This window comes from Micromonospora sp. NPDC048935, assembly GCF_043197875.1.
In the GTDB taxonomy this organism is placed as follows: Bacteria; Actinomycetota; Actinomycetes; order Mycobacteriales; family Micromonosporaceae; genus Micromonospora.
This window is the reverse complement of record NZ_JBICTZ010000009.1, coordinates 152,808-170,812: the sequence shown is the minus strand read 5'-3', so window position 1 is coordinate 170,812 and position 18,005 is coordinate 152,808. Positions and strand designations below refer to the sequence as shown.

Below are 18,005 nucleotides of genomic sequence, written 5' to 3'. Positions count from 1 at the left end.
GCTGGGCCGGGGCGGTCCATCGCCACATCCCCGCAGAAGCGTCCTGCCGGGTAGGGCCGGTGGTGCGGATCGTGCAACCTATCGATCGTTGCCTATTGCGTGGCGCCGGAGTAACCTTCGCGAAACACATCAGATGTCTGGCTGACTCCGGCCCGGCACTGCTCTGCTCCACAAGGTCCTGGTCGGCCCGCGAAGCGGACCCACCTCGGTTAGCACAGTCGTCACGCATCGGGGTGGCCGGACCGGTCACCGTTTGGAGGATCGATGTCAGACCTGACCCGACGCCAAGCCCTCAAGATCGGTGCGGCCGGTGCGGGCGGTGCCCTCCTGCCGCTGCCCTGGACGGCCGTGGCCAAAGCGGGCTCGGTGGCGCCGCCACAGGTGCTGGCCGCGGGTGACCTCGCGCTCTGGTACGACGAGTCCGCCGGCACCGACTGGCTACGGGCCTTGCCGATCGGTAACGGCCGGCTCGGCGCCATGGTCTTCGGCAACGTCGACACGGAACGACTCCAGCTCAACGACGACACCGTCTGGGCCGGTGGGCCCCACGACCCCAGCAACCCCAGAGGCGCGGGAGCGTTGGCGGAGATCCGGCGGCTGGTCAACGCGAACCAGTGGACCCAGGCCCAGGATCTGATCAACCAGACCATGATGGGCAACCCCGGCGGCCAACTGGCCTACCAGACCGTCGGCAACCTGCGGCTCGCGTTCGGCTCGGCCAGCGGGGCCTCCCAGTACAACCGGACGCTGGACCTCACCACCGCCACCGCCACGACGACGTACGTGCTCAACGGCGTCCGTTACCAGCGGGAGGTGTTCTCCAGCGCACCGGACCAGGCCATCGCGATCCGGCTGACCGCAGACCGGGCCAACTCGATCAGCTTCACGGCCACCTTCGACAGCCCGCAGCGCACCTCGGTGTCCAGCCCGGACGGCGCCACGATCGGCCTCGACGGTGTCTCCGGCAACATGGAGGGTGTCACCGGCCAGGTCCGCTTCCTCGCGCTTGCCAACGCGACGGTCACCGGCGGCAGCGTGTCCAGCTCCGGCGGCACCCTGCGGGTGAGCGGCGCCACCAGCGTCACCGTGCTGGTCACCATCGGCACCAGCTACGTCAACTACCGCAACGTCGGTGGTGACTACCAGGGCATCGCCCGGCAGCGCCTCACCGCCGCGCGGGCCAGCAGCTACGACCAACTGCGCAGCCGGCACGTGGCCGACTACCAGGCGCTGTTCGGCCGGGTCACCCTGGACCTGGGCCGCACCTCCGCGGCCGACCAGACGACGGATGTTCGGATCGCCCAGCACAACAGCGTCAACGACCCGCAGTTCTCCGCGCTGCTGTTCCAGTTCGGGCGGTACCTGCTGATCTCGTCCTCGCGGCCCGGCACCCAGCCGGCCAACCTCCAGGGCATCTGGAACGACTCGTTGAGCCCTTCCTGGGACTCGAAATACACGATCAACGCCAACCTGCCGATGAACTACTGGCCGGCGAACACCACGAACCTGGCCGAGTGCCACAACCCGGTCTTCGACCTGGTCAGGGACCTCGCCGTCGCCGGAGCGCGGACCGCCCAGGTGCAGTACGGCTCCTCCAGTGGCTGGGTCACCCACCACAACACCGACGCGTGGCGGGCCACCGCGGTGGTGGACGGCGCGTTCTGGGGCATGTGGCAGACCGGCGGCGCCTGGCTGTCCACGCTGATCTGGGACCACTACCTGTTCAACGGCGACATCGAGTTCCTGCGGACGAACTACCCGGCCATGAAGGGCGCGGCCCAGTTCTTCCTCAACACCCTGGTCACCGAGCCGACCCTGGGTTACCTGGTGACCAACCCGTCGAACTCGCCGGAGCTCAGCCACCACTCGAACGCCAGCGTGTGCGCCGGCCCGACGATGGACAACCAGATCCTGCGGGACCTGTTCGACGCGTGCGCCCGCGCGAGCGAGATCCTCGACGTGGACAGCACCTTCCGGGCCCAGGTGCGGGCCACCCGGGACCGGCTGCCTCCGATGAAGGTCGGCTCGCGCGGCAACATCATGGAGTGGCTCTACGACTGGGTGGAGACCGAGCCCAACCACCGGCACATCTCGCACCTGTACGGGTTGGCCCCCAGCAACCAGATCACCAAGCGGGGCACCCCGCAGTTGTTCGAGGCCGCCCGGCGGACCCTGGCGCTGCGCGGCGACGACGGCACGGGCTGGTCGCTGGCCTGGAAAATCAACTTCTGGGCGCGGATGGAGGAGGGCAAGCGGGCGCACGACCTGATCCGCTATCTCGCCACCACCGCCCGGCTCGCGCCGAACATGTTCGACCTGCACCCGCCGTTCCAGATCGACGGCAACTTCGGGGCCACCGCCGGCATCGCCGAGATGCTGTTGCAGAGCCACGTCGGCGAGCTGCACATCCTGCCCGCGCTGCCGCCGGCCTGGCCCAGTGGGCGGGTCGCCGGCCTGCGGGGTCGGGGCGGGCACACTGTCGACATCACCTGGAGCAGCGGTCAGGCCACCGAGATCCTCGTCCGACCGGACCGCGCCGGCACCGTCCGCCTGCGCGCCCGGATCCTCACCGGCACCGTCACCGTCGTCGACACCGCCGACGGTACGGCGGCCCGGGTCACCCGGATCGAGTCCGACCTGATCGAGGTCACCGTGCAGGCCGGGCGCACCTACCGGGTCACCAGCACGGGTGTCGCCCTACCGACGCTGGAGCAGAGCTTCAGCAACGTCGGCATCAGCAGCGACAGCAACACCAACGTCGCGAACATCGACGGTGGCGGGGCGTCGCTCTCGGCGCAGGCCCTGGCCGCCGCCGGTGCCAGCCCAGGCGGCACGGTGAGCCGCAACGGGGTCAACTTCCGGTGGCCCAACGTCAGCTCGGGTGCCGCCGACAACGCCATCGCCTCCGGGCAGACGATCAGCGTGACCGGCACGGGCCGGACCCTCGGCTTCCTCCTGACCGGCACCTACGGCGCCCCGTCGGGCACCGGCACGGTGGTCTACGCCGACGGCACCCGCCAGACGTTCACGCTGAGCACGCCCGACTGGTACGGCGGGCCGAGTTCCGCGGGCACCGCGGCCATCGTGTCGGCGTACCAGAACCGGCCCAACAACCAGCGGCAGAACACCGCCGCCTGCATCTACTACGTCGGTGTCGCGTTGCAGAGCAAGGCGGTGGCCTCGGTCGTGCTGCCCAACATCAGCGCCCGGCCGGCGACGAACGTGTCGACCATGCACATCTTCGCCATCGCCATCGGCGGCTGACCGCACCGGCTCCTGCTCGGGGGAGCGTGACCGGGCCCGTCCCCACGGGGGACGGGCCCGGTCACGTTGGGGCGCTAGCGGATGCGCTCACCCCGGCTCTCGACCCGGAAGTAGTCGAACGAGACGTCGAGGTCGGTGGAGGTGCCGGCCCGGTTGAAGGCCAGCAGCCCGGCCTTCGTCGTCTCGACGTCCAACGTCGTGGAGCCGATGTAGCGGTAGACGCTCCCGTCGCGGGAGTAGTAGGCGCGGTAGCTGTCCCCGATCTTGGTGAGTCGGAGCCAGATCGCGCCGTCGGCCCCGACGATGCGCTGGGCGTCCGCGCCGGTGATCTCCACCGTGGACGTCGCGCCGTTCTGCTCGCGGAGCAGGACGAGCCGGGCCTTGTTGACGGCCGCGCTCGCGTTGCCCATCTCCCAGGCGAGCTTCACGTAGTTGTTGTCGTCGGCGTACCCGATGACACCGCCCTGTTCGTTGTTGTTGGCCAGCGGGCGGGAGAAGACGATCCTGGATTCCGCGGTCCAGTCACCGTCGACGTCCTGGAGGGCCAGGTTCTTCGCGGTGTTGGTGGTGCCCTGGAGATCGCCCTGCTGGGCGGTGATGACAAGCGACCCGTCGGCCACGCGCCACCGGCTGTCGTCGGGTCGTACCCACTGCCACTGGGGGCCGAGTGCGGCCGAGCCGAACTCGTCGCTGCCGGTGCTCGTGGTGTTCAGGTCCACCGTGTAGACCGAGGTCGCCCCGCCGTTCGTGACGGTGACCCGGGCCTGCCCGGTGGCGCTGTCCGCCTGCTCGACCGCGACGGAGGCGGCGGGATCGGCGGCCCTGGCGGTGACCGTCGGCACGGCCGTGGCGCCGGCCGGCATGAGGGCGTTGTAGTGCAGCACCGTCGGTGCGAAGGAGGTCAGCGGCTTACCGTCGACGCGCAGGCTCGTCAGCGTCGTGTCGGGCACCAGGTTGAAGACGTAGTTCTTCACGAGCGGGCCGAAGAAGCTCTCCGTCGTGACCTTGACGACCGCCTGCCCGGGAACGCTCGCCGCCTGGGAGACGATCTGGTAGCGGGCCTTGCGGTCGGCCGTCCGCACCTTCGTGATGGTGGGGGAGCCCTCGGCGCGAACCGGGATGGTGTACGACGTGTCGGACAGGTTGAAGCCGCCGAACTCCCTGCCGTTCACCACGATCTTCGCCGAGAGGGGCGCGTCGTCGACCGGGACGGCCCGGCCGCTGAACTCCTTCCAGTAGTTCACCGACGTGTCCCGCCAGTCGGCGGCGTCCGCCTCGTGGACGGCCAGCTTGGCGCGGACCTCAGCGAACCGTCGCGCGTCGATGTCGGCCTGGAGCGTCTCCCAGGTCTCGCGCATCCAGGTCACATACTGCACGCCCATCTGGTAGCGGTAGACCAGCTCGTCCCAGAACGGTCGGCCGCTGTCCATCCGATGGCCCCACGGCACGTGGTGGAACCACATCAGCAGGTTTTCCGGGACCGAGTCGATGTCCCCGTACCGCCGTTGGAGTCGGGGGAAGTACTGGGCGGCCAGGTTGCTGCCGGTGGGGGAGCGGTCGTAGCCGAGGCCCACGGTGTCGGCCTGGTTGTAGTAGACCGGGCTCCAGTCGTCGCGACCCGCCCAGTCGGCCGGGTCGGGCCGGTAGTGGGCGCCCTCGGCGAACTGGTGGCCGATGCCCAGCGGCGTCTGGTAGCTCACCAGCGCCTCCCACGACCCCATCATCATCTTCCGGATGGTGTCGACGACACGCCTGTCGTTGCCCCAGGTCATCTGGATCCAGTCGGTCGCGATGTCCGTCGAGTCGAGCGTCCAGTTCCACGCCTGCCGGCCGAAGGCGAAGAGGTTCGCCTGGGCGAAGTGGTGCCCGGTCAGGTTGTCGGCGTTGCCGAGGTTGGCGACACCCACGATGGCGGTGTCCGCATGGTGCTGGGCGCTCCCGTCGACGATGTCGCCGACGAGCCGCTTCTTGAGCAGCTTCCCGTTCGCGTCGGTCGCGTACGTGTCGGTCTTGAGGACCTCCTCGTACATGGGCCCGAGGTAGGTCAGCATCCAGTTCTGGCCCGTGTACTCCTGCGTGATCTGCAGCTCCAGGGCCTGGTTGGTGTTCTCCATCCGGCCGAACATCGGGTGGACGGGCTCCCGGGCCTGGAAGTCCAGTGGTCCGTTCTTGGTCTGTAGGAACACGTTGTCGGCGAAGCGCCCTCTGCTGCCGTCGGGTTGGACCTCGTCGTCGATCGGCCCGAACTCCAGGTAGGCCCGCTTGAGCCGGTCGCTGTCGACCTCGGCGTTGTAGACGAACGTCCGCCAGTGCACCGTCATGCCGAGTGGCGCGACCGCCGCGCCGATGGCGTTGGCGCCGTCACCGTGGTCGTACCCGAAGTCCTGTGGCCCCGGCTGGCCCTCGGAGTTGGCCTTCACGGTGAAGCCCATGAAGTCCGGGATGGCGGCCTGGATCTGCTGCGCCCGGCGCTGCCACCAGCCCCGGAAGTCGGTGCCGTACGGGTCGAGTTGGCTGTTGGTCAGCGTGTCCGGTGCGAACCGGGTGTCCGTGGGGGCGGTGTAGCGGATCGACAGGCCCAGCTTGATGCCGTACGGACGCAGCGCGTCGGCGAGGGCCGCCTCCTGCGCGATCCGGGCGCTCGTCAGGTACGCGTTGTCGGCGTTGACGTTGTTGATGGTGATGCCGTTGATGCCCAGAGACGCCAACGCGCGGGCCATGACGACGTACCGGTCGAGGATGACGGGCAGGTTCTTGTCGGCACTCGCTCCCGTCGCCGCGAAGTTGAAGATCGCCCCGCTCTCCCCGTTCAACCCGCCCAGGCCGGAGGCGTTGTTGCCGGCGTAGAGCCGCTCGGTCTCCCAGTTGTTCAGCAGGCGATGCTTGATCTTCGGGGACTCCGCGACCCGGAGGTGGTCGATGGGTTTCTGCGTCTGCATCAGCCGCAGGAACGCGTAGGTCCCGTAGAGCGCGCCGAGGTCGGTGTTGCCGGCGATGACGGTGAACCGGTCCCTGCCGCGAGACAGCGAGCGCACGAGGTAGCCCTCGTCGCCGACCCCGGCCAGGTCGCGGGTCGGGACGAGGCGGCGCACCAGCGGCGAGCTTGCCGGCGTGCCCACCACCACCGCACCATCCGGGACCCGGTCGCCGCTGACCTCCGTCACGGGTGCCGCCCGGTCGAGCAGCCCGCCCAGGCCGCGTACCAGCTCGTCGCGGGCCGCGCCGAGCGTGGTCCCGGCCAGCTTCTCGGTGGAGCCGGGCGCCATGGCGAGGTCGGCCGTGTGCCGGTGGACCGGGGTGGCGTCGGCGTTCTCGACCACGATCGACGTGACGGTGCGGCGGTAGTCGCGCAGCAGCTTCGCGTCGCTGACCGGCACGTATCGCAACCACAGGTCGGAGCCGCCGTAGTCGTCCGGCGACCCGGCCGCGGTGGCGGGCGTGGTGGCGACGGCGAGGGTGGCCGCGACCGTGGCGAGCGCCGTGCCGAGCACGATGAGAACTCGCCGCAGCCTGGGCACCGGACCTCGGTTCATTGCCTTCTCCTCTGTTGTCCGATGGGGACGTCGATCGGGACGGCGTACGGACGCAGTGACATAGCTGAATGGAAGGTCCCAGGGTGTTTCGGGCTGGGCAAGGAGTTGTCGTTTCTTGTCGCGCGCCCTCACCACAGGTGCGCCGCCGGGTTGGGCGCGGGCCGCTGCCGTGCCCAGGACGACCGGGCCCGACCCGGGCTCGGGTTGCGGGGGGCCGTGGAGTCGCGCACCACGAGGCGTACCGGGAGGACCATCGGTCGACCGGTGTGCCCGGGTGCCCCCTCGATCATCGTGAGCAGGTGTCGGGTCGCGGCCGAGCCCTCCGCGTACATGGGCGCCGCGACGGTGGTCAGCCCGGGCGTGACGATGTCGGCCGCGACGATGTTGTCGAAACCCACGATGCTGACGTCGCCCGGAATGTCGACGCCCCGCTGGCCGAGACCGCGGATGAGGCCGATCGCCATCTGGTCGTTGAAGGCGAGGACCGCGGTTGTCGGTCGGGCGCACAACTCCTCGGCGGCCCGCTCGCCGCCCGCGATGGTCGGGCTGAAGGGGCCGATCTGGCGTACCTTGATCTCCAACTCCATGCCGGCTTCGAGCAGCGACCGCCAGCGGATGCCGTTCGGCCAGGAGGCTTCCGGCCCGGCGACGTACGTGATGTGGTCGTGCCCCAGCTCACCGAGATGTTCGACGGCCCGCCGCACACCCCGGGGGTTGTCCGTCACGACGCAGGGCACGTCGGCGATGGCGCGGTTGAGGACCACCACCGGCCGCTGCTTGGCGAACATCCGGATGGCCGAGTCGGACATCCGGCTGCTGGCCAGCACGATGCCGTCGACGGTCGACATGGTGCGTTCGATCGCCGCCCGTTCCCGCCGGTCGGACTCCTGGGCGTCGATCAGCACGGTGGTGTATTCGCTGTCGGTCGCCGCCTCCTGCGCACCGCGCACGATCTCGGCGTACACCGGGTTGGTGATGTCGGCGATGACCAGCGCGATCATGTGCGTGCGTGCGGTGCCGATGGTGCGCGCGAGGGGGGTGGTCCGATAGCCCAGCCGTTCCGCGACCTGCCGGACCCGCTCGGCGGTCTCCGAGTTGACGCGGCTCGGCCGGGAGAACGCACGGGACACCGTGGACGGTGAGACGTCGGCTTCGCTCGCGACGTCGTAGATCGTGACCCTCTTGTCGGGCGGCCTGGTGTGGTCGGGCATCTGCATGCTCCTCCCGGCTACGCGCCGTGATCATGGTATGACGGCGGTGCGGACTCGGCAATGCCCCCGCAACATTCCGCTGCCGCGAAGGCATTCGCGTGAGGCAATACATGGCAACCCATTGCCGTCGCGGCCCGCCGGCTGTCTGAATCAGCGGGATGACACCTGGCGGAGGGAACAGCTCATGGGTATGACGCGACGCGAGGCTCTCCTGGTCACGGCATCGTCGCTCCTCGTGGGCGCGGCCGGGTGCGGCGCACCCGAGAGTCCCGGCAAGTCCACCGGCGACACCACGGGCGAGGTGCCGCAGCGGCCCGGTCGGGCCGTGACGCTCAACGTCCTCGACGTCGCCGGCAACCTCCAGCTGACCCAGGGAATGATCGACGACTTCGTGGCCAAGAACCCCGGCGTGATCTCCCGGGTGACCTACTCGAAGGCACCGGCACCGGAGCTGGCCGGCAAGATCAAGGCCCAGCAGGGCGCGAACCGGGTCGACATCGGTCTCGTGCTGACCGGCGTGGACGGGCTGGCGGCGGGCATCGAACAGGGGCTCTGGCTCGACCTGCTGCCGACGTTCCAGGACCGCCTCGGCGGCATGCGCGACTACCTGGCACCGGCCGCCGCGATGCAGCAGCTCGCCGGCAACGCCGGCGTCACCGTCACCTACTACCCGTCCGGTCCGCTGCTCGAATACCTGCCGGCCCGCCTGGCCACGCCGCCGACCAACGCGGCGGCCCTGCTCGCCTGGGCCCGGGCCAACCCCAAGAGGTTCCAGTACGCCCGGCCGGCCAACTCCGGCCCCGGTCGCACCTTCCTGATGGGGCTGCCCTACATCCTGGGTGACGCCAACCCCAAGGACCCGACCGCGGGGTGGGACAAGACCTGGGCCTTCCTCAAGGAGTTGGGCCAGTACGTGGACTACTACCCGTCCGGCACCACCGAGACGATGAAGAACCTCGCCAACGGCACGGCTCACCTGATCGTCAGCACGACCGGCTGGGACATCAACCCCCGGGTGCTGGGCACGGTGCCGAAGGAGGCCAGGATCGCCACGCTCGACGGCTTCCACTGGGTCACCGACGCGCACTACGCCGTGCTGCCCAAGGGCGTCTCGACCGACACGCAGGCGGCGGTGCTGGCCCTGCTGGCGTTCATGCTCACTCCCGAGCAGCAGGCCAAGGCGTACGACGAGGGCTACTTCTACCCGGGCCCGGCGGTGAAGGACGTCGGGCTCACCTCGGCGCCGCAGAAGAGCCAGGACGCGATCCGGGAGTTCGGCCGCCCCGAGTACGAGGCGCTGATCGCCGGAAACCCGACCGAGGTGCCGCTGGACGCGAAGAGCCTCGTGGCGGCATTCAACCGCTGGGACCGCGAGATCGGCGGCGGGAAGGTCAAGCAGGGATGAGTGCCTTCTCCCAGCTGCGGTTGGACGGGGTGTCCCGTCGGTTCGGCGGTCAGGACGCGCTCACCGAGCTGGACCTCACCATCGAGGCGGGTGAGTTCATCGCCCTGCTCGGCCCGTCCGGCTGTGGCAAGTCGACAGCCCTGAACTGCCTGGCCGGGCTCCTGCCGCTGACCCGGGGGAGCATCTGGCAGGACGAGCGGCGGATCGACACCCTGCCACCGGAGCGCCGGGGCTTCGGCATGGTGTTCCAGAGCTACGCCCTCTTCCCGCACCTGACGGTGCGAGCGAACATCGCCTTCGGGCTGCGCATGCGGCGGCTGCCGAAGGAGGAGACACGCCGGCGTACGGCGGAGGCGGTGCGGCTGGTGCGACTGGAGGACCACGTCGACAAGCTGCCCGGTCAACTGTCCGGTGGTCAGCAGCAACGCGTCGCCATCGCCCGCGCCGTGGTGTTCGAGCCGTCGCTGGTGTTGATGGACGAGCCGTTGAGCAACCTCGACGCCAAACTGCGCCTGGAGATGCGGACCGAGATCCGCCGGCTGCACCAGTCGCTGGGCCTCACCACCGTCTACGTCACCCACGACCAGGAGGAGGCGCTCTCCCTGGCCGACCGGCTGGTGGTGCTGCGGGAGGGGCGGGTGCAGCAGATCGGGTCGCCGCGCGAGTTGCACACCCGGCCGGCCAACTGGCACGTGGCCGACTTCATGGGCTACCGCAACCTGTGGCGGGGCCGGGTGGTGCGGCGCGACGGCACCCGGGCCACTGTCGAGTCGTCCGGTCAACGCCTACTCGGCGAGGCCGTCGGCGACCCCGCCGACGGCGCGGAGGTGGTGGTCGCGGTGCGCCCCGAGGACATCCGCGTCGACGGGGCCGGGGGGACCTCCAACGCCCTGTCGGCGACGATCGAGGTGGTGGAATACCAGGGCCGCGAGTTGGCGGCCGAGGCGCGCACCGACACCGGCCAGTCGCTGCACCTGCGTACCGAACAGCGGATCGCGCCCGGCGACCAGGTCAAGCTCGCCGTCGACCCGCAGCGGCTGCTCGTCTATCCCGCCGGAGCCACAGCGGAGGCCGACCGCCGCGCGGACGCCCCGGTGGCGACGCGGTGAGCGCCGCCGGGCCCGGCCGACCGGTGGCGCACTGGCAACACCGGCTCGCCGAACGGGGCATCGACCGCCAGCTCCTGCTGTTGGTCCCGGCGTTGGTCTTCGTCATCGCCCTGTTCCTCTACCCGTTCTTCTACGGGTTGACGCTCTCGTTCCAGCCGACGAACGGCGGGCCGTTCAGCGACTACGCCCGGTTCTTCTCCGACGCCTACGAGCGGGGCACGATCTGGATCACGCTGCGGATCGCGCTGCCCGCCGCGCTGCTGAACGTCCTCGCCGCCGTGCCGATCGCCTACCGGATGCGCGGCCGGTTCCGGGGCAAGCGGCTGGTCACCACGCTGCTGGTCGTGCCGATCACGCTCGGCACCGTCCTCACCGCCCAGGGGCTGCTCAACTTCCTCGGCCCGACCGGGTGGTTCAACCGGGTCCTGCTCGCCACGCACCTCGTCGACGAGCCGGTACGACTGACCCACAACTACTGGGGCGTGTTCTTCTCGCTGGTGATCACCGGCTTCCCGTTCGCGTTCCTGCTGGTGCTCTCCTACCTCTCCGGCATCGACCCCACCCTGGAACGGGCGGCCGCGACGTTGGGGGCGGACTGGCGTCGCCGGTTCACCCGGATCACCCTCCCGCTGTTGATGCCCGGCCTCGCCACGACGTTCTGCCTGACGTTCGTCCTGGCGTTCAGCGTGTTCCCGTCGGCCGTCCTGGTCGGCAACCCGGCCGGTGAGACGCGGGTCATCTCCCTCGCCGCCTACCAGGCGGCGTACGAGCAGTACGACTACCCGTACGCGTCGGCGATCGCCATGATCATGGGCTTCGTCGAGCTTGTCGTCATCGCGGTGGTCCTGGCCGCGCGCAGTCGTTTCTACACCGGCGCCACCGGAGGCAAGGGCTGATGGCTTCGACCACCCAGGCGCCACCGGCGCGACCCCCCGCCACCAGCACCGACCGGCGGCGGCGCATCACCGCCCGCCCGGCCGCCTGGATCGTGTGGGGCGTCGTCATCTTCTTCTTCGTCAACCTGCTGGGCGTCGTGGCGTCCGTGCTGGTCAGCTCGTTCGGCCAGCGGTGGTTCGACACCTGGCTCCCGGACGGCTACACCACGAGCTGGTACGGCCGGGCCTGGGACGAGTTCGCCCTCCTGTCGGTCATCGTCGTGACGCTTGAGGTCTCCGTACTCGTCGTGGGTCTCTCGCTGCTGATCGGCGTGCCGGCGGCCTACGTCCTCGCGCGACGATCCTTCCCCGGCAAACGGCTGATCTTCCTCGTGTTCCTGCTGCCGATCCTCATGCCCCCGATCACGTACGGCATCCCGCTGGCCACAGTCCTCTACAAGTTCGGGCTGGCCGGGAACATGTCCGGGGTGGTGCTCGCCAACCTCGTACCCTCGGTGCCCTTCGTCATCCTGACCATGACCCCGTTCATCGAGCAGATCGACCCGCGCATCGAGAGCGCCGCGCGGATGTGCGGCGCGGGCCTGCGCACGGTGTTCCTCCGGGTCCTCACGCCGCTGCTCGTGCCGGGCATCCTCGCCGCCGCGATCCTCGTCCTCGTCCGGACCGTGGGCATGTTCGAGCTGACCTTCCTGACCGCCGGGCCCGACTCGCAGACCCTCGTCGTGGCGCTCTACTACTCGATGTCCGCGTCCGGCATCCGGGCGCAGCAGTCGGTCGACGCCATGGCGGTCATCTACACCTCGATGATGCTCGTCCTGCTCGTCGTCGCACTGCGCTACGTCAACCCGACCCAGCTCGTGGCCCAGGTCAAGGAGGACCCCGAGCACTGACGCCGGACGACCGGCCCGGTCAGCCGCCCACCACGTCCCGGGACGCCGTGGTGGCCCGCCAGCCGACGCCCGGCCCGGCCGCCACCTCGTCGAGGATCTCACCCACCCGGCGCGCGACCGTCCGAAGTGCGGGCAGCTTCATCCGCAGACCGCGATAGGTCGCGGCAAGGGCCGGGTCGACCGCGACCGGCTCGGCGCGGGCGCCCTCGGGACTGAGCAGGGCGACGGCCTCCTGGAGATCGGCGGCGAGGCCGATCGCGAAGAGCCCGAGCGCCGCCGCGCCGAGGGCGGCGTCATCGTCCTCGGCCGCCATCTGGGTCGGACAGTCCAGGACCGCGGCCATCACCGCACGCCACAGCGGATGTCGGAACGCGCCACCGGCCAGCCGAACGCTGCTGATCGGCGTCAGCTCGGCCAGGCGGTCCCGGACGCCGCCGAGGTGCAGGCACACACCCTCCACGGCGGCCCGCACCAGGTGACCCCGGGAGTGCTCGCCGCGCAACCCCAGATAGGCGCCCGGCGGGCCGGGATCCACCGCCGAGATCCGGTCGGCCAGGAGATAGGGCAGCATCACCAGCCCGTCGCTGCCCGGGGCGACCCGTTCGGCGAGCGCCAGCAGCTCGGGCGCGGCGAGCTGGTCCTCGGACGCCGGGCGAGGATCGGGTTCGAGGGCACCACCGGCCCACCGCACCACGTTGCCGCCGTTGTTGACCGTCGCGCCGACCACCCACGCGTCCTCGGTCAGCGCGGCGCAGGAGAAGTTCTCCGCCGGGTCGACCAGCGGAGCCGCGACGACCGTCCGCAGGGCCCCGGTGGCCGCGAGCGTCAGACCGGCGACGGTGCTGTCGATCGCCGCCATGCCCAGGCTGCTCGACGGGCCGTCACCCGCGCCCACCACGACAGGTGTGCCGGACGGCAGGCCGACCGCCTGCCCGGCCGCCGACGAGAGCCGCAACACGCCGGTCGTGGGCAGGACCGGCGGCAGTTGGCTGCCGGACACCCCGACCAGATCGAGTACGCCCGCGCTCCATACCCGCCGGTGCACGTCGAACATGCCGGTGCCGGACGCCGACGACAGCTCGGTCACCAACGTCCCGGTCAGCCGATGGACCAGGTAGTCCTTCAGGCCGACCCACCACCGCGTCGCCGTGCAGAGGTACGGCTCGTGGCGGGCGAACCAGATGAGCTTGCACAGCGGGCTACCCGGGTGCACGGGCGTGCCGGTGACCCGGTGCAGCTCCCGGCTCTGGCCGGAGACCCGCAGGTCGTGGGCCACCTCCGCGGACCGCGTGTCCCGCCCGGTCAGCAGCGGCGTCACCGGGCTCAGTGTCGCGTCCAGCCCGATCACGCCGTACCGGGGGGAGCTGACCGCGAGGGCGACGACCTCCGCCCCGGCGGTGTCGGCGACACACGCGGACACCGCCGCCAGGGTGGCCGCCACCAGCACGTCGGGGTCCTGGACGTGCCAGCCGGGCAGCGGTTGGAGCAGCGGGTACGCCCGCGTCCGGACGTGTCGGGCGGAGCCGTCCACCGCGAACGCGCCCACCCGCACGGCGGTGGTGCCCACGTCGACCCCGAGGATGACACGACGCTCCGGCCCCATGAGCACATGGTCGAGCGGTGTTCGACGGGTGGGCAAGCGGTTGCGCACAGTTGTCGTGGCGTGTGGCACGACAACGGCATCCGCCAAGCGCCTCGACTAAGAAATAGCAGTCAGCCGAGCGCGTTCGGCGGGTGTGGCGCGGGTCATGCCGGCAGGGGAAGGGCAGCTCACTCGGGGTGGCCGCCCCATCGAATCCACATCTCGTTTGGCTTTGGTGATCCGAACACGGGGATAAGAAGTAACCGCAGCCTGGGCGGAGATCTCAGAAGCCGATGCGGAAGTCTTGGCGTGCTTCAAGGCTCGCCAGGCAACGCCCGCGGCTCCTACTGACACTGCGAAAGCAGCCCACGCTGACGCGTCTCCCCATTCCAGGGTCACGTGAGCGAATATGGGGGAGGTGTCCAGGCGGCGGGCGTTGCGTCCGCACGGCATCGGTACCGCCGTCCACTCGGGGGCCTGTTCCGCCTGGGGTTGTGATTCCGCCGCGCGCCCTGACTAACCAACGTACGTTTGCGGTAGCCGGGTGTGGTGGCCTTCAGCGACCTCACCCGGCACCGTTGTCAGACGTTGAACTTGCTGTCCTTGATGCCCCGGAGGAAGTCGGCCCACTGACCCGCGCCGAACGACAGCGCCGGTCCCTGCCGGTCCTTGGAGTCCCGGACCATGACTATCGGGGTTGGCGTGGCAACCTCGACGCAGTTCCCCTCGTTGCTGCGGGTGCTCGTCTTCCAGTTGAGCGTGGTCATGTTAGTTCCTCTGCGATCGATGCCATGAGTTTGCGAGACTGCGCTTCGGTCAGCGCCGGTTTCTCCATGATGTCCCACGCCTCCCCGTACGTTGCGACCTCGGCGGGCTTGTCGAGGTAGAGCGCACCTGTGAGGCTGTCGGAGTAGATGATCGACGGCTCGGCTCCCCCCTCGAATTCGAGGATCGTGAACGTGCCGCTGGTCATGTTGCCCCGGTGCAGACCCCCGGCTAACGGAATCACTCGCAGTGAGACGTTCGGCTGCCTGCTGACCCGGATCAGGTGTTGCAGTTGCTCTGCGTCCACCCCTCGCCGCAAGACAGCCTCCTCAAGCAGAACGTCGAACTGTGGAGCGGGTGGTGCCGAGCGCGTCAGCAGCGCCTGACGACCGAGGCGCACGGCCAGCCGTCGCTCGATCTCCGGCCGGGTGATGTCTGGACGGGCTACCTGCAGGACGCGGGTGGCGTACGTCTCGGTCTGGAGCAGGCCGGGAACGAGCTGCGCTTCGTAGGTCCGGAGTCGAGCTGCTGCGGCTTCCAGTCCCACGTACAGCTCGAACCACTCGGGGATGGCGTCGCCGTAGGAGTGCCACCAGCCTCGACCCTTCGTCTCCTTCGCGAGGCCCATCAAAGCCTCGGTCAGCTCTGGTGACGCTCTGTAGATTTTGCACATCGCTTCTACGTCGAGCGATCTCATCGAAGTAGCGCCGGTCTCGATGCGCCAGATCTTCGGTGTCGACCACTCCAGCGCGTCGGCTGCTGCCTTGACCGTCACGCGGGCTTCCTCGCGAAGCTGCCGCAGGTAACGCCCTAGTTGTCGCCTCGGGACCGTCGAGCCGGTGTCTGTCGTCACTGCCGCTCTCCTTCTCGTGACTACATACCGGGCGCGGCTTGCACTCGATATGTAACCCCTGTCGGTCACGCATAGCAATGAAATCTATCAAGATGAAATCTGCTCTTACGTTTCATCCAAAATGTAATATTGCATATCCGCGTTGACCGGTAAACCATGGCGCTGGGTGTGGCGGTCAGGTGACTGTGGGTAGGCGTGCCGCCGCAACCCTCTACGAGGGAGGGCGGATGAGCCGGCACGTGTCTTACGGCGAATACCTGGCGGCGGTAGCGATGACCCTGGCTCGCAGGCATAAGCCGGTGTGGTCGTGGATCAAGTGGCGCAACGTCTGTAAGTGCGGCAATGAGCTGCCGTGCCGCGCCAGACACCGGATCCCGGTCAACCGGGGCCACTGGCCAGGTGAGAGCTGATGACCGCGCACGGACCGGTCCTGCCGCTCTGGCTGTGCGAGGGATGCGACAGGCCCTGGCCGTGCGCCACGCGCCGAGCGGAGTTGCTGCATGAGTACGCCACGTCGCCGGTCGCGCTGGCCGGCTACCTGGGGTCGCACCTCGCCGCGGCCATGCAGGACATGTCCTGGGCTCCCGCCGATACCGTGCACCGCAGGTTCCTCGGGTGGTTGCCGTGAAGCCGGGAGACGTCGTGCTGATCGGGGCGGCCTGCTCGGTGCAGTTCTCGGGGGACCGGGCGCTGATGCTGCGTCTGGTGTCGATCGGCGAGACCGACCCGTACAACGACTGGATCTGGATAACCGGGTACGTGCTCGACGCGAAGGGGCTGGCTACGGCCAAGCGCGAGTTGTACGTCCTGCGGGCCGGGTTGCGCATCCAACGGCGAACCGCCCCGGAGGGTGTGCCACCGAGGCAGTCCAGCTCGCGTGTGACGGTCTGAGAGCGACAGGCAATCGGCCCAGGACCCGGGTGGTAGCGCTCCGGGGCAGCCGATAGGCGCGGGGTCTATTGGTCAGCCGCGGCAGAGTCTTGATCTGAACCCTGGTTGAGGTTGCAAGATGGCACCAGGCCCGCCGCATGTTGAGGAGTGTGTACGTGGACAGGGACAGCTCCTTCTACTCGATAATCGATTACACGGTCGACGGCCCCGGTACTCAACAGGAGTTGGTAGCAGTCTTCGCGGAGATCCAGGAGCGCTGGGTGCGCTTCTATCCGGGCTACCAGTCCGCCCGCTTCCACGTGAGCACGGACGGCACCCGGGTTTACAACATCGTGCGTTGGGCTAGCGAGGCGGACTACCGCAACTTCGTGGATACCTCGGACAGCGAGGGCCGGATGGCCGCCATCAACGAGGCTCTGGAAGGTCTGTCCGGCAAGGCCGAAGCGCGGATGAGCGGCGTTCCGACCTACACCGTCGTGCGCGAGATCGGTCCCGGACCACAGCGGCTCGACGCCTGACCGACCGGCCCGCGCCGCCAGGGCACCCTTCCTGAAGAGCGACGGGATCCCATCTCCCGACGGCACGCCCCCGGGACAGGCCATGCAGTGGCCCGGCATGGAACGTCGCCTGACGATGAGTGCGCGCGTCCACGTCGGAGAACTGTCGACGATCTCGGCGGATCTCACGCTGCCGAACTCGACGCAGGAGCAGGTCTTCAGCCAGGTCCTGCCCCAGCGGGTCGAGCCCTTCCGCCGACATCATCGTGCATCTCGCCCCTCGGTCGCCCCGATCAGCAGCGCCCCACGGTGCTCAGACCAGGAACTCCTCCCGCATCCGCGCGCCCAGGTTGATGCCTCCGACCGCCCGGGGGCCGGCCGGGTCGTGCACGGCGACGGTGTTGTTGCGGCGCATCAGCTCACGGACGGCGGGCGGCAGTCGCGGAGGATCGTCCATGGCGGCGAGCACCTGCCCGGCACTGGAGATCAGTCCATCGGCCAGGGAGGCGGCGTCGGTGTCCACCCGTACCCGGCCGTACTCCCAGCCGGCGGTGGTCAGGTCGAGCACCTCGAACACGCGGGTCAGCAACGGGTTCGGGTCGGTCACCCGGTCGAGCCGGGGCGCCCGGCTGCCGACCACCGTGACAGCGGCGGCCACCTGCGCGTACGGGTGGAAGCCGGACGGCAGCGCGAACAGCGGCCAGCGCAGTGCGGGACCGGCCTCCCGCCACAGCGGCCGGTAGTTGCGGCGGTGCACCAGCAGCCGCCGGCCCGTCCGGCGGTGGATCTCCTGTGCCTGGGCCTGAAGGTCCACGTGGGCCTCGTCGGCGACCTGACCCACGATCTGGGCCGCCACCACCAGGCCGTCGTCACTGTCCAGCGTCGTGGTGAGTGCCTGGACCTGCTCGGTGAACCGGATCCGCGCGTGGGGGCCGTACCGGGTCTGCACGTCGTGCAGCAGCGCCTGCTGGCGTCCCGGATCGAGTTGGACCCGCCTGCCGCCCAGCAACCGCCGGAGCCAACGCATGTCGCCTCGTTTCAGCAGAGCCGTCGTCGGACGGCGGCAATGCTAGTGCGTCGACCCCACCCCGTGTGCCGACGGGTGCCCT

At 69.5% G+C, this 18,005-nt stretch carries 14 protein-coding genes; 8 read left to right on the top strand and 6 right to left on the bottom strand.

Annotated elements, in window-relative coordinates:
• Positions 1-264: 264 nt before the first annotated feature.
• Positions 265-3,264, top strand: coding sequence for a glycoside hydrolase N-terminal domain-containing protein (locus tag ACGFIW_RS24390; RefSeq protein WP_393319868.1), 3,000 nt, complete (start codon positions 265-267; stop codon positions 3,262-3,264).
• Positions 3,265-3,338: 74 nt separating this feature from the next.
• Here the strand turns inward: ACGFIW_RS24390 and ACGFIW_RS24385 are convergent, their stop codons facing one another.
• Both ACGFIW_RS24385 and ACGFIW_RS24380 read right to left on the bottom strand, forming a co-directional pair.
• Positions 3,339-6,797 (bottom strand): alpha-glucuronidase family glycosyl hydrolase, encoded by a 3,459-nt coding sequence (locus ACGFIW_RS24385; RefSeq protein ID WP_393319865.1) that lies wholly within the window; start codon positions 6,795-6,797, stop codon positions 3,339-3,341.
• Between the two features lie 128 nt (positions 6,798-6,925).
• Positions 6,926-8,008: a LacI family DNA-binding transcriptional regulator gene (locus tag ACGFIW_RS24380; protein WP_393319862.1), complete on the bottom strand. Its 1,083-nt coding sequence runs from the start codon at positions 8,006-8,008 to the stop codon at positions 6,926-6,928.
• Between the two features lie 184 nt (positions 8,009-8,192).
• On the opposite strand from ACGFIW_RS24380, the gene ACGFIW_RS24375 reads away from it, so the two are divergent.
• The 4 genes from ACGFIW_RS24375 to ACGFIW_RS24360 are packed head-to-tail and all read left to right on the top strand — an operon-like array spanning position 8,193 to position 12,308.
• A complete protein-coding gene (locus tag ACGFIW_RS24375; RefSeq protein ID WP_393319859.1) occupies positions 8,193-9,413 on the top strand; it encodes an extracellular solute-binding protein in 1,221 nt (406 codons plus the stop codon).
• Complete coding sequence (locus tag ACGFIW_RS24370) at positions 9,410-10,522, top strand: ABC transporter ATP-binding protein (RefSeq protein ID WP_393319857.1); 1,113 nt, start codon at positions 9,410-9,412, stop codon at positions 10,520-10,522. The genes ACGFIW_RS24375 and ACGFIW_RS24370 overlap by 4 nt, the downstream gene beginning before the upstream one ends.
• Complete coding sequence (locus ACGFIW_RS24365) at positions 10,519-11,418, top strand: ABC transporter permease (protein WP_393319855.1); 900 nt, start codon at positions 10,519-10,521, stop codon at positions 11,416-11,418. Before ACGFIW_RS24370 ends, ACGFIW_RS24365 begins: the two co-directional genes overlap by 4 nt.
• A complete protein-coding gene (locus ACGFIW_RS24360; protein ID WP_393319853.1) occupies positions 11,418-12,308 on the top strand; it encodes an ABC transporter permease in 891 nt (296 codons plus the stop codon). The genes ACGFIW_RS24365 and ACGFIW_RS24360 overlap by 1 nt, the downstream gene beginning before the upstream one ends.
• Positions 12,309-12,327: 19 nt before the next feature.
• Here the strand turns inward: ACGFIW_RS24360 and ACGFIW_RS24355 are convergent, their stop codons facing one another.
• The 3 genes from ACGFIW_RS24355 to ACGFIW_RS24345 all read right to left on the bottom strand — a co-directional run bounded on the left by ACGFIW_RS24355 (position 12,328) and on the right by ACGFIW_RS24345 (position 15,508).
• Entirely contained in the window at positions 12,328-13,911 is a 1,584-nt protein-coding gene (locus tag ACGFIW_RS24355; protein ID WP_393319850.1) for a gluconokinase, read from the bottom strand.
• A gap of 560 nt (positions 13,912-14,471) precedes the next feature.
• A complete protein-coding gene (locus ACGFIW_RS24350) occupies positions 14,472-14,657 on the bottom strand; it encodes a DUF397 domain-containing protein (protein ID WP_393319847.1) in 186 nt (61 codons plus the stop codon).
• Positions 14,654-15,508: a helix-turn-helix domain-containing protein gene (locus ACGFIW_RS24345; protein WP_393319844.1), complete on the bottom strand. Its 855-nt coding sequence runs from the start codon at positions 15,506-15,508 to the stop codon at positions 14,654-14,656. The genes ACGFIW_RS24350 and ACGFIW_RS24345 overlap by 4 nt, the downstream gene beginning before the upstream one ends.
• Before the next feature lie 409 nt (positions 15,509-15,917).
• Here ACGFIW_RS24345 and ACGFIW_RS24340 point away from each other — a divergent pair, with 409 nt between their 5' ends.
• The 3 genes from ACGFIW_RS24340 to ACGFIW_RS24330 all read left to right on the top strand — a co-directional run bounded on the left by ACGFIW_RS24340 (position 15,918) and on the right by ACGFIW_RS24330 (position 16,917).
• Positions 15,918-16,136, top strand: a complete 219-nt coding sequence (locus tag ACGFIW_RS24340; protein ID WP_393319841.1) for a hypothetical protein — start codon at positions 15,918-15,920, stop codon at positions 16,134-16,136.
• Positions 16,124-16,399 (top strand): hypothetical protein, encoded by a 276-nt coding sequence (locus ACGFIW_RS24335; protein WP_393319838.1) that lies wholly within the window; start codon positions 16,124-16,126, stop codon positions 16,397-16,399. Before ACGFIW_RS24340 ends, ACGFIW_RS24335 begins: the two co-directional genes overlap by 13 nt.
• 155 nt (positions 16,400-16,554) lie before the next feature.
• Entirely contained in the window at positions 16,555-16,917 is a 363-nt protein-coding gene (locus ACGFIW_RS24330; protein WP_393319835.1) for an antibiotic biosynthesis monooxygenase, read from the top strand.
• A gap of 292 nt (positions 16,918-17,209) precedes the next feature.
• Here the strand turns inward: ACGFIW_RS24330 and ACGFIW_RS24325 are convergent, their stop codons facing one another.
• A complete protein-coding gene (locus ACGFIW_RS24325) occupies positions 17,210-17,923 on the bottom strand; it encodes a hypothetical protein (protein WP_393319832.1) in 714 nt (237 codons plus the stop codon).
• Between the last annotated feature and the right edge of the window lie 82 nt (positions 17,924-18,005).

Excerpts from the sequence above, each read along its gene's own strand:
- ACGFIW_RS24390 (WP_393319868.1), top strand. The coding sequence starts at position 265 with ATGTCAGACCTGACCCGACGCCAAGCCCTCAAGATCGGTGCGGCCGGT.
- ACGFIW_RS24385 (WP_393319865.1), bottom strand. The coding sequence starts at position 6,797 with ATGAACCGAGGTCCGGTGCCCAGGCTGCGGCGAGTTCTCATCGTGCTC.
- ACGFIW_RS24380 (WP_393319862.1), bottom strand. The coding sequence starts at position 8,008 with ATGCCCGACCACACCAGGCCGCCCGACAAGAGGGTCACGATCTACGAC.
- ACGFIW_RS24375 (WP_393319859.1), top strand. The coding sequence starts at position 8,193 with ATGGGTATGACGCGACGCGAGGCTCTCCTGGTCACGGCATCGTCGCTC.
- ACGFIW_RS24370 (WP_393319857.1), top strand. The coding sequence starts at position 9,410 with ATGAGTGCCTTCTCCCAGCTGCGGTTGGACGGGGTGTCCCGTCGGTTC.
- ACGFIW_RS24360 (WP_393319853.1), top strand. The coding sequence starts at position 11,418 with ATGGCTTCGACCACCCAGGCGCCACCGGCGCGACCCCCCGCCACCAGC.
- ACGFIW_RS24355 (WP_393319850.1), bottom strand. The coding sequence starts at position 13,911 with ATGGGGCCGGAGCGTCGTGTCATCCTCGGGGTCGACGTGGGCACCACC.
- ACGFIW_RS24350 (WP_393319847.1), bottom strand. The coding sequence starts at position 14,657 with ATGACCACGCTCAACTGGAAGACGAGCACCCGCAGCAACGAGGGGAAC.
- ACGFIW_RS24340 (WP_393319841.1), top strand. The coding sequence starts at position 15,918 with ATGACCGCGCACGGACCGGTCCTGCCGCTCTGGCTGTGCGAGGGATGC.
- ACGFIW_RS24325 (WP_393319832.1), bottom strand. The coding sequence starts at position 17,923 with ATGCGTTGGCTCCGGCGGTTGCTGGGCGGCAGGCGGGTCCAACTCGAT.